Annotated in this window: 10 protein-coding genes; 6 read left to right on the forward strand and 4 right to left on the reverse strand. The window is 74.7% G+C overall.

The features are described from left to right. Positions 1-41 precede the first annotated feature (41 nt). Positions 42-749 (reverse strand): alpha/beta fold hydrolase, encoded by a 708-nt coding sequence (locus tag ACZ6X9_RS23380; RefSeq protein WP_469779936.1) that lies wholly within the window; start codon positions 747-749, stop codon positions 42-44. Positions 750-860: 111 nt separating this feature from the next. Between ACZ6X9_RS23380 and paaK the strand changes: the two genes are divergently transcribed. Then, entirely contained in the window at positions 861-2,147 is a 1,287-nt protein-coding gene (paaK, locus tag ACZ6X9_RS23385) for a phenylacetate--CoA ligase PaaK (protein ID WP_469779937.1), read from the forward strand. A gap of 182 nt (positions 2,148-2,329) precedes the next feature. After that, the gene (locus ACZ6X9_RS23390) at positions 2,330-4,816 is read left to right on the forward strand and encodes a penicillin acylase family protein (RefSeq protein WP_469779938.1); all 2,487 of its coding nucleotides are present in this window, start codon (positions 2,330-2,332) and stop codon (positions 4,814-4,816) included. Positions 4,817-4,896: 80 nt separating this feature from the next. On the opposite strand, the gene ACZ6X9_RS23395 is transcribed toward ACZ6X9_RS23390, so the two are convergent. Continuing rightward, positions 4,897-5,481 (reverse strand): CGNR zinc finger domain-containing protein, encoded by a 585-nt coding sequence (locus tag ACZ6X9_RS23395; RefSeq protein ID WP_469779939.1) that lies wholly within the window; start codon positions 5,479-5,481, stop codon positions 4,897-4,899. Positions 5,482-5,586: 105 nt separating this feature from the next. Here ACZ6X9_RS23395 and ACZ6X9_RS23400 point away from each other — a divergent pair, with 105 nt between their 5' ends. Further along, positions 5,587-6,960 carry an MFS transporter gene (locus tag ACZ6X9_RS23400; protein ID WP_469779940.1) on the forward strand — a complete coding sequence of 458 codons (1,374 nt, stop codon included), beginning with the start codon at positions 5,587-5,589 and terminating at the stop codon, positions 6,958-6,960. 468 nt (positions 6,961-7,428) lie between these two features. Here the strand turns inward: ACZ6X9_RS23400 and ACZ6X9_RS23405 are convergent, their stop codons facing one another. Continuing rightward, a complete protein-coding gene (locus ACZ6X9_RS23405; RefSeq protein ID WP_469779941.1) occupies positions 7,429-9,834 on the reverse strand; it encodes an ATP-binding protein in 2,406 nt (801 codons plus the stop codon). A 445-nt stretch (positions 9,835-10,279) separates the two neighbouring features. Between ACZ6X9_RS23405 and ACZ6X9_RS23410 the strand changes: the two genes are divergently transcribed. From ACZ6X9_RS23410 to ACZ6X9_RS23420, 3 genes are all read left to right on the forward strand, one after another. Then, positions 10,280-10,708 (forward strand): DUF8189 domain-containing protein, encoded by a 429-nt coding sequence (locus ACZ6X9_RS23410; RefSeq protein WP_469779942.1) that lies wholly within the window; start codon positions 10,280-10,282, stop codon positions 10,706-10,708. A gap of 380 nt (positions 10,709-11,088) precedes the next feature. After that, positions 11,089-12,033, forward strand: coding sequence for a thermonuclease family protein (locus tag ACZ6X9_RS23415; RefSeq protein ID WP_469779943.1), 945 nt, complete (start codon positions 11,089-11,091; stop codon positions 12,031-12,033). Between the two features lie 140 nt (positions 12,034-12,173). Next, positions 12,174-12,644: a nuclear transport factor 2 family protein gene (locus ACZ6X9_RS23420; protein WP_469779944.1), complete on the forward strand. Its 471-nt coding sequence runs from the start codon at positions 12,174-12,176 to the stop codon at positions 12,642-12,644. Positions 12,645-12,714: 70 nt separating this feature from the next. Here the strand turns inward: ACZ6X9_RS23420 and ACZ6X9_RS23425 are convergent, their stop codons facing one another. Continuing rightward, the gene (locus ACZ6X9_RS23425) at positions 12,715-15,456 is read right to left on the reverse strand and encodes a serine/threonine-protein kinase (RefSeq protein WP_469779945.1); all 2,742 of its coding nucleotides are present in this window, start codon (positions 15,454-15,456) and stop codon (positions 12,715-12,717) included. Positions 15,457-15,500 lie beyond the last annotated feature (44 nt).

Consider the following 15,500-nt stretch of genomic DNA (forward strand, 5'->3'; position numbering starts at 1 on the left):
CGCCACCCTAGCGACCGCGCGCCGTCCGGGACAGGCCGCCGCTACACCCGGTCCGCGGTCTCCGCGAGGAACCGCTCGACCACGGTCCGGAACGCGGCGGGCTGTGCGGTGTGGACGAGGTGCCCGGCGCCGTCCAGCGCCGCCGGCCGCCCGTCCGGGAGCCGTTCGAGAAGCGCGGAGAAGAGGTGCGGGGGCAGGTGACTGCCGGGACCACCGGTGACGACGAGCGTGGGGGCGGTGATATTCGTGAGGCGCGCGGTCCAGTCGGGGTCGGGGGCGTTGCGCTGCCGGGTGAACTGGATCTTGACTGCCCAGTCGAAACCGAGCGGTCCGTCCGGGCGCGGTGGGACGACGGCCGGCGGATCGGCGGGGAGCATCGCCGGAGCCTCCTCCAGGATCAGCCGGGCGACCGCCGACGGACGTTCCTGGGCGACGATTTGGGCGACGACTCCGCCGAAGGAGTGCCCGGCCAGCGTCACCCGCTCCAGGCCGAGGGCGTCGAGGAGGCCGAGGACGTCGTCGCGCAGGGCGGGCAGGGCGTAGTCGCCGATGTGCTCGCTGGCGCCGTGGCCCCGGAGGTCGACGGCGTACACGCGGTGGGTGGTGGCCAGCCAGGCGGCCTCGGCCGCCCAGTCGCCGCCGTTCGCGCCGAGACAGTGCAGCAGCACGACGGGCGGCGCCCCTTGGGGGCCGTGGGTCCGGTAGGCGATGCGGACGCCGTTGACGACCACCGACGCAAGATCACTCATACGGGTGAGGGTAGTCGCGCGCCACCCTCTTGACGTCTGCGGGCAGTGGCTGATTCTTTTGCCGGAAGAGAAACTACCGAATGATCGGTCGGCACAACGGGGGTGGGCGTCATGACGGCAGCCGCGGCACTCGACGCGGGAGAGCGCCTGTCGCGCGACGAGCTGACGGCGCTGCAACAGGAGCGGCTGACCGCCACGCTGCGGCACGCCTACGACAACGTCCCTTTCTACCGCCGGGCGTTCGACGAGGCCGGGGTCCGGCCGGAGGACTGCCGCTCGCCCGCCGACCTCCCCCGCTTCCCGTTCACCACCAAGGCCGACCTGCGCGCCCACTACCCGTACGGCATGTTCGCCGTGGCACGGGAGCGGATCCGGCGCGTGCACGCCTCCAGCGGCACCACGGGCGAGCCCACCGTCGTCGGCTACACCGAGCGGGACCTCACCACCTGGGCCGACCTCGTCGCCCGCAGCCTGCGCGCGGCGGGCGCCCGGCCCGGCGACACGGTCCATGTGGCGTACGGGTACGGCCTGTTCACCGGTGGCCTGGGCGCGCACTACGGTGCCGAGCGGCTGGGCTGTACGGTGATTCCCGCGTCCGGCGGCATGACGGCCCGGCAGGTGCGCCTCATCCGGGACCTGCGGCCCGACGTCATCATGGTGACGCCCTCGTACATGCTCACCCTGCTCGACGAGTTCGAGCGGCAGGGCGTCGACCCGCGTTCCACTGCCCTGCGCGTCGGCGTCTTCGGCGCCGAGCCGTGGACGGACGAGATGCGCCGGGAGATCGAGGAGCGGTGCGGCCTCGACGCCGTCGACATCTACGGTCTCTCCGAGGTGATGGGGCCGGGCGTCGCCCAGGAGTGCGTGGAGACCAAGGACGGTCCGCACCTGTGGGAGGACCACTTCTATCCGGAGATCGTCGACCCGGTCACGGGCGAGGCGCTGCCCGACGGGGAGCCCGGGGAGCTCGTCCTCACCTCGCTCACCAAGGAGGCCATGCCGGTCGTGCGGTACCGCACCCGCGACCTCACCCGGCTGCTGCCGGGCACCGCCCGGGAGTTCCGCCGGCTGGAGCGGATCGCCGGCCGCAGCGACGACCTGATCATCCTCCGCGGGGTGAACCTGTTCCCCGGACAGATCGAGGCGGTCCTCCTGCGGGTCCCGGGGGTGGCGCCCCACTTCCAGCTCCGCCTCACCCGGGAGGGCCGGATGGACCGGCTGACCGTCCGCGCCGAGGCACGCCCGGGAGCGACGCCGGAGCAGCGGGCGGCGGCCGTGGAGACGATCGCCCGGAGGGTGAAGGACGACGTCGGTGTCTCGGTGACCGTCGAGATCGTACCGCCGGAGACGCTGGAACGGTCGGTGGGCAAGATCAGGCGACTCGTGGACGAGCGGTGACGAGCGGTGACGCACACTGACGAACGCTCATGAGCGCGCACGAGCGCTGACGGACGCGGGGCGAGGGCCGGGCGGGTCCGGTGCGATACGGCGTGAAAACACCCTGGGAGCACGGGCGTTCGCCTCAACCGTCCCACCGTCGTGGGAGTCTCTTGAGTCGTCCCTCAACGATGGGAGTCATCTTGCGCTTGCGTCACTCGTTCCGCGCCCTGGCCGTCGGCGGGCTCGCCCTGCTGACCGGTGCCGGGGCCCTGCCGGCCGCGGCGGCTCCGGGGGCCGCCGACCGTGGCGACCGGCCGTCCGCCGGCGGGCTCTCGGCGGTGATCCGCTACACCGAGTACGGCATACCCCACATCGTGGCCGACGACTACGCGAACCTCGGGTTCGGCAACGGCTGGGCCCAAGCCGCCGACGCCGTCTGCACACTGGCCGACGGTTTCGTCACCCTGCGCGGGGAGCGCGCCCGGTACTTCGGGCCGGACGCGGCCCCGGACCGGTCGCTGTCCGACGCCGCCACCAATCTCTCCAGCGACCTGTACTTCCGCGGCGTCCGCGACGCCCGGACCGTCGAGAGGCTGCTCGACCGGCCGGCGCCCGAAGGCCCCTCACGGCAGGCCAGGGAGCTGATGCGCGGCTGGGCGGCCGGCTACAACGCCTGGCTGCGGAAGAACAAGGTCACGGACCCCGCCTGCCGGGGCAAGGACTGGGTCCGCCCGGTCACCGCCACCGACGTAGCCCGGCGCGGTTACGCGCTGATCGTGCTCGGCGGCCAGGGGGCGCTGGCGGACGCCATCACCGGCGCCCGTCCCCCGGCCGCGACCGCTTCCGGTTCGGGTTCCGCTTCCGCTCTCAACTCCGGTTCCGGTTCCGGTTCCGCCGAGAGCGGGTCCGGCGCCGCCGACCCGGCCGCCGCCGCCCGGTCGTACTTCGCCGCCCGCCACGACAAGGGAATGGGGTCGAACGCCGTCGCCTTCTCGGGTGCCACCACGGCGAACGGGCGCGGCCTGCTGCTGGGCAACCCGCATTACCCCTGGCACGGCGGCCGCCGCTTCTGGCAGTCGCAGCAGACCATCCCGGGCGAACTCGACGTCGCGGGGGCCTCGCTGCTCGGCTCCCCCACCGTCCAGATCGGCCACAACGCGTCCATGGCCTGGAGCCACACGGTCGCCACCGGCGTGCCGATGAGCCTGTACGAGCTGAAGCCCGTCCCCGGCGACCCGCGCTCGTACCTGGTCGACGGCAGACCGGAGCGGATGACCGAGCGGAAGGTCACCGTGGCGGTCCGCGGCAAGGACGGCCGGCTCGCCGACGTCACCCGCAGCCAGTGGTGGACGCGGTACGGGCCCGTCGTCGTCGGGCTCGGCTCCGACCTGCCGCTGCCGTGGACGCCGGGCTCGGTGTACGCCCTGGCCGACCCGAACGCCGCCCAACTCCGCTTCGCCGACAGCTCGCTGGCCCTGAGCAAGGCGCGCGACGTCAAGGGCGTCCGGGAGGCGCTGCGGCGCACCCAGGGCCTGCCGTGGGTGAACACCATCGCGGCCGACTCCCGGGGACACAGCCTCTACACCCAGTCGCAGGTGCTGCCGCGCGTCACCGACGCGGTACGGCGCGACTGCGGGACGGCCCTGGGCCGGCGGACGTATCCCGCGTCGGGGCTCGCGGTGCTCGACGGATCGCGCGGCGCCTGCGCGCTGGGGAAGGACCGGGACGCCTTGCAGCCGGGGGTCTTCGGACCGTCGGCGATGCCCACCCTGGTCGACGCGCCGTACGCCGAGAACTCCAACGACAGTCCCTGGCTGGCCAACGCGGACCGGCCGCTCACCGGATACCCGCGGATCTTCGGCGACGTCGCCACCGAGCGGTCGCTGCGGACGCGCGGCGGGCTGGAGGACGTGGCCGCCATGGCGAAGCGCGGCAGGCTGACCGTGGCGGACCTGGAGCGGCAGCAGTTCGCCGAGCGGGCGCCCACCGGCGACCTCGCGGCGGCGGACGCGGCGGCGGCCTGTGCGAAGCTGCCGGGCGGCACGGCGAAGGGCCGGGACGGGCGGCCGGTCGACGTGTCGGGAGCGTGTGGTGTCCTGGCCCGCTGGGACCGCAAGCTGACCAACGGCAGCAAGGGCGCGCTGCTCTTCGACCGCTTCGTCCGCGCGCTGGTGCGCGAGGTGCCGGCGGACCGGTTGTGGCGGGTGCCGTTCGACGCCCGGAAGCCGGTGACCACGCCGAACACACTCGACACGGCGGAGCCGGGCTTCGCGCGCGCCCTGGCCGCGGCCGTGACCGACCTGCGGTCGGCGGGCATCGCGCTCGACGCGCCGCTGGGCGCGCACCAGTTCGTGGTGCGGAACGGCAAGCGGATCCCGGTGCCGGGCGGCACGGAGGTGCTGGGTGCGTGGAACAAGGTCGAGTCCCGCTGGGACGGCCCGCGCGGCGGCTACCCGGAGGTGTCGCTGGGCACCAGCTACGTCCAGGCGGTGGGTTTCGGCGGCGGCTCCTGCCCGGTGACCGCCCGGACCCTGCTGTCGTACTCCCAGTCGGACGACAGGTCGTCCGCCCACTACAGCGACCAGACCGAGCTGTTCTCGAAGGGCCGCATGATCAGTGGCCGGTTCTGTGAGAAGGACATTCTCGCGGCGCCGGGGCTGCGGGTGGTGCGGGTCAGCCAACGGTGAGCTGAGGAGGGCCCGTTGAGGGGCGTGCCGCGGGGAAGCGGCACGCCCCTCGCCGTCTTCTCCGGCCCGGGCGGCCGGCGTCAGGCGCGCGCCCGGCGGTGCTGGGCCACCTTGGCGCGGTTGCCGCAGGCCGCCATGGAGCACCAACGCCGCCTGCGTCCGACCGAGTTGTCGAAGAACCGGGCGCTGCACCGCTCGCCCGAGCAGACGCGCAGCCGGTCGCGGTCGGCGCTGCCGAGGATCTCGGCCGCGTCCACGGCGATCCGGCCGAGCGCGCCGCGCGCGTCCACCGGCGGGACGCCGGCCGTCAGCACCGGGACGCCGTCGCGCACGTCGAGGCGGGGCGGGTTCTCGGCGGCGCGGGCCAGCCACGCGTTGAGGACCCGCTGGGCGTCGGCGGGGAAGGCCGCGCCCTCGACGACCGCGAGCAGCCCGGCGTCCACGGCCTCGCGCAGTTCGACGGCCTGGGCCAGCAGCGGCTCGTCGACCGGGATGCAGGCGGGGCCGATCGCGGCCGCCTCGAACCACGCCGTGAGGTCGGCGGGGTGCCGCAGCAGTTCCCGGCCGCCCGCCCAGCGGTCCCGCCGGGTGTTGACGAAGTCGACGCTGACCCGGGTGCCGTACCAGACCCAGCCGGGGTCCTGACGCTCTTGCTCCGCACTCATAACCCCATGTTAGGTTACCCGCCTCGAACGAAGTAACCACATGACCGGTTACATGCGGCGGGTGCCGTGTGCGACGCGGTCGCGGCGCGAGAAGGGGTGGGCACGATGGCGGACGGCACGATGCCGGAACGGACACGGGGAGGCAGGGGCGGGGGCGGCGCCGCGATCTGGCTGCTCGCCCTGGGCATGTTCGCCATCGGGACGGACCTGTTCATCGTCGCGGACCTGCTGCCCTCCATGGCCGGCGAGCTGGGACTGTCCACGGCGGCGGCCGGCCAGACGGTGACGGTGTTCGCGCTGACCTACGCGATCGCCGCGCCGGTCCTGGCGGGCCTCACCTCGGCCGTCGACCGCCGCCCGCTGCTGGTCGCGGTCCTGAGCGTGTTCGCGGCGGGGAACCTCCTGTCCGCCCTCGCGCCCTCCTATCCGGTCCTGCTGCTCAGCCGGGTCGTCGCGGGCGCCGGCGCGGCGCTGTACTCCGCCACCGCGTCGGCCGTCGCGGCCGGGATCACCGCCCCGGAACGCCGGGGGCGGGCACTGGCCGTCGTCTACGCCGGCATGACCACGGCGATCGCCCTCGGCGTCCCGCTGGGCAGCCTGATCGGCCAGGTGTCCTCCTGGCGCTGGGCGTTCGGGTTCGTCGTCCTGCTGTCCCTGGTCACACTGGCGGGCCTGTGGCCCTGCCTGCCGTCGGTGCCGGGCCCGGGCGGGGCGGGCGTACGGCGGAGGACGGCCGCCCTCCGGGTCCGGCGGGCACCCTCCGCCCTGCTGACGACGGCGTGCTGGGCGGTGGGGACGTTCGTCGTCTACACCTACCTGGGCGCCCTGCTGGACCGGTTCGGGGACGTCGGTACCGCGGTACGGCCCTGGCTCCTGCTCCTCTTCGGCGTCGGCAGCTTCGTCGGCGTACTGGCCGGCGGACGTCTCGCCGACCGCGTCGACCCGCGCCGGGGCCTCACCGTCGCCCTGAGTCTGCTGGCCCTCACCCTGGCGGCACTGGCCCCCGCCCTGCGCTCCACGGCGGGCACCGCGGTCGTCCTCACCGTCTGGGGCCTCGTCCACTGGTCGTGCTTCCCCCTCGTCCAGCACCGCCTGCTGACCATCGGCGGCGAGCACGGCGGCATGCTCCTCGCCCTCAACAACAGCGCGGTCTACCTGGGCCAGACGGTGGCCGGCGCCCTCGGCGGACTGCTCGCCGGAGCGGGCGGGCTGGGCGCCCTGACCTGGACGGGGGCGGGCTTCGAGGGCCTCGGCCTGCTCATCCTCGTGGCGGGGTCCGTCGGGTGGCGCGGGAGCCGCCGCCCACCGCGGGCCGGCCTGGGCGCGGGCGAACGGAACGGCGCGCTGGGCGGCGCGGACGCCGTGACCGGCGCGGCGGCCGGCGGCGGACGCCACGCGGCGGACGACGGGAGCCGCGGGCGGCTCTCGGAGGAGGAGGACGGGTGCGGCGCGGGGACCGAGCGGCAGCCGACGCGGTGAGGTCCAGGCGCCGTGCGCCGCACAGTTCGGGTGGTGGGGGGCGCGCTGTGCCGTTGAGCGCATGACGCCGTGCGCGTCGCCGTCGGGCCCGGCGGGAGCGGGGCCGGCCGTGCGCCGAGTGGAGCCGGGGGGCCGGCCGTGGGCCCGGTGGCGGCAACCGGTCGCGGCTCGGCGCCCGATCCCGCGCCGGGTCGCCGGACCGGACCGCCGGACCGGCGACCTCGCGCCCTCGGCTGTCGCGCGGTGCGCACGCGCCGACGGGCCCGGCGGGGCGGGGGCCGGCCGTGCGCCGAGTGGGGCCGGGGGCCGGCCGTGGGCCCGGTTGCGGCAACCGGTCACGGTTCGGCGCCCGAACCCGCGCCGGATTGCCGGACCGGACCGCCGGACCGGCGACCTCGGGCCATCGGCTGTCGCGCGGTGCGCACGCGCCGACGGCGTGAGGCCGCCGCGACCGGTCGCCGGAGCGGGTCACCCCGGCGACAGCCCGGATCCGGCCGGGGGACGGTTCGCGGGGCCGGCCGCGGTCAGGCACTCCAGGACGTCCCGCACCCGTGGGTCGTCGAGTGACGCGTAGATCTCCATGGCGCGCCGGAGCGTCCGGCGGGCCTGCCGGGTACGGCCCTGGGCGAGGAGGCCGATGCCCAGTTGGTGGAGAGCGTGCGCGGTCCCGGCGCGCATGCCGGTGCGGCCGTGGAGGCGGATCGCCCGCTGGTAGCAGGTCTCGGCCCGGCGGTGGTCGCCGAGTTCCCGGTGGGCGGTGGCGATCAGCGTCCACGTCGACGCCTGGAGCCACAGCGAGCCGTGCGCGCGATGGAGTCGTTCGGCCCGGTGCAGCGGGGTGACGGCCTCCGCGGGCCGGCCGAGGGCGAGCCGTACCTCGCCGAGGCCGGTGAGGGTGACGGCCGTCGCCCACGCGTCGCCGGATTCCGTCGCGCGTTCCACGGCGCGGGTCACGTGGCCGAGGGCCTCCGCGCCGCGTCGTCGGCGCAGGCAGGACAGCGCGTGGGCGGCCAGCACCGTGCTCTCCCCGACGGCGTCACCCGCCGTGGCGAACCGCTCGACGGCCCGCCGGTAGTGCTCGTCCGCGCGTGCGTGGTCCCGCAGGCCGGCGCGGGCGGCGGCGAGCACGCTCTCGGCGCAGGCCTCCGCGAACGGCCCGCCGCCCGCCGCGGCCGCGTGGGCCGCGGTGCCGACGCTGAGCAGGTCGCTGTGGTGGTGGCGCAGGTACAGGAAGGACCACAGGGCGTACGGCAGCCGCCACGCCACCGGGCTGCCGGCCGCGCGGGCGGTCTCGACGCTCGCCTTCAGGTTGGCCCGCTCGTTCTCGCACCAGTCCAGCGCCTCCGTGAGCGAGGCGAACTCCGTCGGCACGCAGCGTGCGGGCGGTTCGACGGGGTCGCCCCGGTGCCGCGCGCGGCCCAGCAGCACGTCCGCCACCGACTCGGCCGAGAGGGCGTACCAGGCGATGCCCCGTGCGATGCAGGCGGCCGGTTCGCCGGGGGGCTCGTCGGCGTGGGCGCACTCGCGCGCGTAGTCGCGCAGCAGGTCGTGCATCCGGTACCGGCCGGGGCGGACCTCCATCACGAGGCTCGCGGACCGGAGTTCGCCGAGCAGCCGGGAGGCCTCGGCGGCCGGTTCGCCCAGCACGGCGGCCGCGGCGTCCACGCCCATTTCGGCGCCCGGGTGCAGGGCGAGCAGTCGGAACGCCCGCGCCTGGTCGGGCGGGAGCGCCCGGTAGGACCAGGCGAACACCGAACGGACCGCCGCGCCGCTCTCCCCCGGCACCGCGAGGACGTCCAGTCGCGCGCCGCCGCCGTCCGGCGCTCCGGCCGTGGCGGTGGCGAACCGGTCGCCCCACTCGGTCAGGTGCTCGGCGGCGATGCGCAGGGCGAGGGGAAGTCCGCCGCAGTAACGGGCGACGGCCGAGAGGGCCGAGTCGTCGGCTTCCATGCCGGCGGGTCCGGGGGCGCTCGGGGCGTTGGTGTCCTCTGTGGACGGCGGTGACATCATCCGGGTCCCCACCGGGTGCCGCCCGAGCGCGTCGCGCAGGAAATCCACCGCCTCGTCGACGGGCAGGGGTTCCAGACCGATCCGCAGGGCGCCGTGCCGGACGCTCAGGGCGGCGAGGCGCCGGCGGCTGGTGACGACGATCAGGCTGTCGCCGAGGGCCGGCAGCAGGGGGGCGACCTGGGCGGCGTCGGCGGCGTCGTCGAACACCACGACCACCCGGTGCTCCGCCAGGGAGCTGCGGACGAGGGCCGTCCGCTCGGCGGGGTCCACGGGGACGTGCTGCGGCGGCCGGCCGAGGGCGTGGAGCAGCCTCGTCGCCACGGCCTCCGGCGCGGCCCGCCTCCCGGACGGGCCGTGGGCGCCCAGATCGGCGAAGAGTGTTCCGTCCGGCCGGGCCGGGGCCAGGCGTCCGGCGAGGGTGACGGCGAACGTCGTCTTGCCGACGCCGCCCATCCCGTCGACCGCGATCACGGCGGGGCCGGAGTGCCCGGCGAGGAACGCCTCGACGCGCCCGGCCTCCGCCTCGCGCCCCCACATGCGTCCCACGGCGGGCAGTTGGGCCGGCACCGGGCCGCCGGTGTGCGATCGCTCCGGTACGGGTGAGGCCGCGTCACCCGTCCCTTCGGCCCGCAGCCGGTCGCGGACGAGGCGGGCCAGGTCGTCACCCGCTCCCAGGGCGCTGTCGCAGCGCTCGGCCAGTTCCGGGGTGAGGGGGCGCAGGCCGTTCTCGACCCGGCTCAGATAGCTCTTGCTGTAGTGGACCTGGAGGGACAGCCGGGTCAGCGACCAGCCGCGCCGGACCCGCAGGGTACGAAGTCGCTCGCCGATCAACACCGCTGTGTCCCCCATGCCACCGTGCGCCACGACCTCACCCTGTGTCCCCCGGGACTACCGTACCGCCCGGCCGTACGGCGCCGACTCGCAGGTCGGGCGGGTGCGGAGGCCCTCCGTTCCCCCAAGCCGGAATATCAACTTCCGCTCGGTGTCGGCGGTTGCCGGCGGGGTTGGCAACGGGAGGCAACGGTTCACCGGGTCCCGCGGCCCGCCGGCGGCACTACGGTCGAGGTGTTCAGGATCAAGGGCGCGGGGCCGCCTCGGTGCACCCCCAGGACACCCCCACGAACCGTGCCGGCCCCGCCCCTCCCCTTGTTCGTCCTTCCTCTTTCCCGTCCTTCCTCTTTCCCGTCCTTCCTCTTTCCCGCCCTTCGCGTCCTCCGCCTTCCCGGCCGCCGTGCCGAGCGGTTCCGCGCGCGGGCGGGCCGCACAGAACCGCCCTATGCCTTCGGCCCACGCAGTCACAGGAGTGATCATGACTTTCGCCGTCCTCCGCCGTTCCGCCCTCGCGGCCACCGCCCTCGCGCTGGCCGGCGCCGCGCTGACCGGCGCGGCCACCGCCCCGGCCCAGGCCGCCGCTCCCGCCAAGCCGGCATCGTCCTACTGCCATGTCTCCGGGCTCGGCGGCGACTACATCTGCGAGTACGGGGAGGCCTGGCAGACCTACCCGAACGGACAGCGGCAAGTGTTCGTCATCGGCGCGGACTTCGCCGTCTGGACCCGCTACAGCACCCCGGACCGCATCTGGAGCAACTGGGAATCCCTGGGCGGCAAAGCCGCCAGCGGCGTCCGCGTCGAGGGCAACCGGAGCTGGACCCCGACCATCTCCCTCGTCGGCACGGACGGCGACCGCTGGTACCGCCACCGCCTGGCCAGCGGCTCCTGGACCGCCTGGCAGAAGTGACCCGGCCCCACTCGCAACGGGAACGCGGCGGGCCCCCGAGGCAACGGGGGTGGGGGCCCGCTCGTCACCGGGTGCCGGCCATGGCGGAAGGCACTCCGGTACGACCGGCCGGAAGGACGAGACCCGTCACCTGACGACGGAAATATCCGGCAGTGGCCGCCGCCAGTCGCCCAGCTCCGCGGTCAGCACACGGCGGGCCGCCTGCCGGGCCCGGTCCCACCCCTCGTCGCACAAGGCCGGCCGCCTCGGCCCGGCGGTGACCGTGCCTGCCGTTCGGGCTCTTTCCCTTCACCCACAGGAGCGCCCTTTGTTGCGGTGCCGGGAGGGTGGTGTGACGCTGTGCGCGGGCGGCTGCCCGGTGTTCAGGAAGGATGGAAGCCGTGATCGACCCCGTACAGGTTCTGTGGTCACCGGCCGGGGAGTCCATGCCCTCCCTGGGCTCCGACGCCCTGGTGGACGTGCACGACGGCGATACGCCGAACATCCGGATGCCCGTTCGCATGTTGTCCGTCGACACTCCCGAGGTGACGGCGAGATCGGCCGAGGGCGCGTCGCACGTGGACGAGAAGTTCGCGGAGCTGGCCGGGTGGATCGAGGAGGGGAAGGCGCCCGTTTCGGCCGAACTCGCCGAGTTCCTGCTGCCGAAGATCCGGACCGGCCGGGCCGGCACTCTCCAGTTCGAACAGGGGACGGAAGCCGCGCGGTTCAATACGGACAACATCAACAAACGGTTGAACGAGAGCATTCCGGAAGGTTCACCGCCGCGCAAGAAGCCGCGGAAAATCTTCGTGCGGACGGCCGACGCGCCTTTCGACGACCACCACCGTCTGCTGGCCTATGTCGCCCCCGACTACGCGAAGGAGGAACGGGCCGTCCTCACCCGGCGGCAGCGCTCCACCTTCAACCTCGACCTCATCGCCTCCGGCTGGGCCGCGACCTTCGTCATCTACCCCTCCATTCCCGGGGAGCTCGACCTTCCGCTGACCCTGGAGGCCGCGGACAAGGCCGTGAAGGGAAAGAAAGGCATCTGGAAGGAACCGGCCACTCTCCTGGGATACGAATACCGGGCCTTGGAGAAACTGCACACGGTGACCCGGAAGATCGTCGACGGCACACCGCTGCGCCCCGGCGAGTCCTTCTCCTGGCGTCAGCGGTACTGCGCCGACCTGCGTACCCGCGAACTCTTCGGCCCCGAGGACTATTTCCGGGTGCCTCCGGTGTACCGGCTGTGGTTCTGGCCGAAGGACGTCAACGAGGCGATCGGGCGGCTCAACCTCGTGCCGTCACGGGAGTTGGGGGGCGGGCGGCGGGGCGGCGACGGGTGAGGTGTCCCTACCGGGTCCGTCCGTTACCTCGCAGGTAATCGCTCTCTCCGTGCACCCGCGCCACACTGATGCACATCCGCCGCGGCTGTACTCGTCAGCCCCGCACGGGCGGCATCACCTCACGGTCAGGAGAGAGCCACATGAGCACCGTACCCCCCGTCACCGGCGGCGAGGTTTCCGCCGGCGACGTCACCGCCGCGACCCGGACCGTCGTCGGCGAGTTGCTGCGGCGGATGGCGGAGGGGGATCCGGAGCGGATCGCGGAGCTGTACGCGGACGGGGCGGACTGGGCGTTCGACTGGCCGGTGGAGGAACTCGGACGGGTGGAGACACCGTGGATCCGGGAGCGGTCGAGCCGGGCGGACGCGGCGGCGCACTACCGGGAGATCGCGGCGCACCACGTACCGGAGGAGACGGACACACGGATCGAGCGGGTGCTCGTGGACGGGACGGACGCGGTCGTCACCGGTGAGTTGCGGCTCACGGCGCGACCCACGGGACGGCGTTACCGGGCCCGGTTCGCGCTGCATCTCACCATCGAGGGCGGTCTGGTGACGCGTCATCACGTGTACGAGGACAGCCTGGCCGTCGCCCGGGCGTTCACGGTCTGAGCCCGGAGCCGGCCTCCGAGCCCGGAGCCGGCCTCCGGACGCGGAAGCGGCCGACGCCCGGCGGGGCCGGTCAGGCCGGGCCGCGGTGGCGGGCGGCACGCGTCTGCTGGAGGGCGGCGACCTGGCGGTAGAGCTCGGCGGCCTCCGCCGTGCGGCCGAGCTGCTGCAGACAGCGGGCCTCGTCGTTGCGGCTGGCGAGCGCGTCGGGGTGGTCCGCGCCCAGGACGCGTTGACGGGCCTGGGCGACGTCGCGGTAGACGGCGAGGGCGTCCGTCCAGCGGCCGAGCCAGCCCAGGCCGACCGCCACCTCGCGGCGGCTGACGAGGGTGTCGGGGTGGTCGGCGCCGAGCACCCGGGCGCGGATGGCGCAGACGTCACGGGCCTCGGCGAGGGCTTCCTCCCAGCGGCCGAGCCGGCCGAGGTTGACGCCCATGCCGTGCCGGGCGCGGAGGGTGTCCGGGTGGGCGGCGCCCTGTACGCGGGCGCGGTCCTCGATCAGGGCGCGGTACAGCTCCAGCGCCTCGCCGCTGCGGCCGAGACGTCCCAGGCAGATGCCGGCCTCGTAGCGGGCGGCCAGGGTGTCCGGGTGGTCCGGGCCGAGCACGCGCGTGCGGGCCGCCGCCACGTCGCGGTAGATGCGAAGGGCGTCGCTCCAGCGGTCCAACTGCCCGAGTGTGTAGGCCACTTCGTAGCGGGTGACGAGGGTGTCGGGGTGGTCCGGGCCGAGTACCCGGGCCCGCGCGGCGGCCACGTCGTGCGCCAGGCGGTACGCCTCCTCCGGCAGGCCCAGTCTGCCGAGGCTGAAGGCGAGGTTGTGGCCGCAGCGGAGGGTGTCGGGGTGGTCGGGGCCCATGATGCGCTCGCGGGCCGCCAGGACGTCCGCGTACACCTCTCGCGCCTCGAAGTGACGGCCGAGCCGGCCGAGCACGTACGCCGTCTCCTGACGGGCCGCGAGCGTGTCGGGGTGGTCGGGACCGAGCGTGCGGGAACGGGCGGACGCGGTCCGGGCGAACTCGCGGAGCGCTTCCTCGGGGCGGCCGAGGCGGCTGAGCGAGAAGGCGACCTCGTAGCGGCTCGCGAGGGTGTCGGGATGGTCGGGGCCGAGCAGCCGCTCCCGCTCGGCGAGCACGGCGCGGTGCGTCTCGTCGGCCTCCGCCCAGCGTCCGGCGCGGCCGAGACGGAGTCCGCCGGTGTGCCGGGCGGCGAGTTCGTCCAGCACGTCCGGGGGGACGGGGGCGGAGGCCGCGGCGGGGCCGGTGTGCCCTACGGGGTTGGTGGCGGGAGTGCTGCCGGTGGGGCGGGGGGTGCCGGCAGGACCGGAGCCGAGGCCGGTGGAGAGGAGTGCCCCTGAGCCGATGGACAGGCGGGGGTCGGTGCCCGGGGCCCGCACCGGGGCGACGGTCCGGCGGACCGTTCCGCCCCTGGCATACCTTCCATCCCTTCCGCCTGCTTCACCCCTTGCATCCCTTCCGCCCACTCCGTCCGTCGCGTCGCTCCACGCGACCGTCCACGCCCCGGTCAGCACGGCCGAGGGGTCGGGCGGGAGGGCCGTGGCGCCGGTGCCGGCGGCCTTGGAGCCGGTGGTCATGTTCCGCGCCCAGGCCGGGAGCCGGGGCGGCGGTTCGGACGGACGGCGCGAGTCGGCACCGGCGCGCGGCAGCCCCTCGGCGTACAGACCGGAGGACGGGCCGCCGCCGGCGTGGACGGCCTCGCCGGGGTGAGCGGGGCCGGTGTCACCGGGGTGAGCGTCGTCGCCGACGCGGATGTCGATGCCGGCGTACGCCGTGCCACCTGCGTACGCGGCGCTGTCGGCGTACGCGGGGCTGCCGGTGTACGGCGTGCCGCCGGGGCGGGGAGCGCCTCCGGTCCGAGCGCCTCCGGTCCGCGGCGGGACGCCGGCGTGGGGAGCGTCGCCGGCGTAGGGAGCACCCCCGGCAGGGGGAACGCCGCCCGTGTGCGGTCCGGGCCGGGCTCCGGTGAGCCGTCGGACGAGTTCCTCCGCGTCGTCGGGACGGTCGTCCGGCTCCTTGGCGAGCAGGTCCAGGACCGCGTCCTCGAACGCCTGCGGCAGCTCGGGACGCAACTCGCGCGGGGGCCGGGGCGGGGTGTCGCGGTGTCCGACGAGCACGGCCCAGGCGTCGTCCATGTCGAACGGCGGTGTCCCGGTGGCGATCTCGTAGAGCACACAGCCGAGGGAGTACAGGTCGCTGCGGTGATCGACGCTTCCTCCGCCGATCTGCTCCGGGGACATGTAGTGGGGGGTGCCCATGGCGATGCCGGTTCCGGTGAGCCGGGCCGTGAAGCCGATGTCGTGGCCGAGGCGCGCTATGCCGAAGTCGCATATCTTCACCGTGCCGTCGGTGAGCCGCATGATGTTGGCCGGTTTGAGGTCCCGGTGGACGATGCCCTGGCGGTGGGTGTACGCGAGGGCGGCGCCGACCTGTTCGGCGATGTCGACGACCTCGGGGACGGGGAGCGGGTGCTGCTTGTTGTCCTCCAGGAGCTGGCTGAGGTTGCGCCCGTCGAGCAGCTCCATCACCAGGTAGAGGACCCCGTCGCTCTCGCCGAAGTCGTGCACGACCGTGATGCCGCGGTGCTGGAGCGCCGCCGCGACGCGGGCCTCGCGGCGGAAGCGCTCGCGAAGCACCCGAAGGTAGGACGGTTCGTGCCGGGGACCGAGCGGTTTGAGGCATTTGACGGCCACGTGCCGGCCCAGGGACTCGTCGCGGGCGCGCCACACCTCTCCCATGCCGCCCCGCCCGATCCGGTCGAGCAGCTCGTACCGGCCCTGGATCAGCCTGGTCTCCGCCATCCCCGCCCCGCCGCCCCCGTCGATTTTTCCGCGCCGCCCCCGGC

Source organism: Streptomyces sp. NPDC052910 (genome assembly GCF_055585605.1).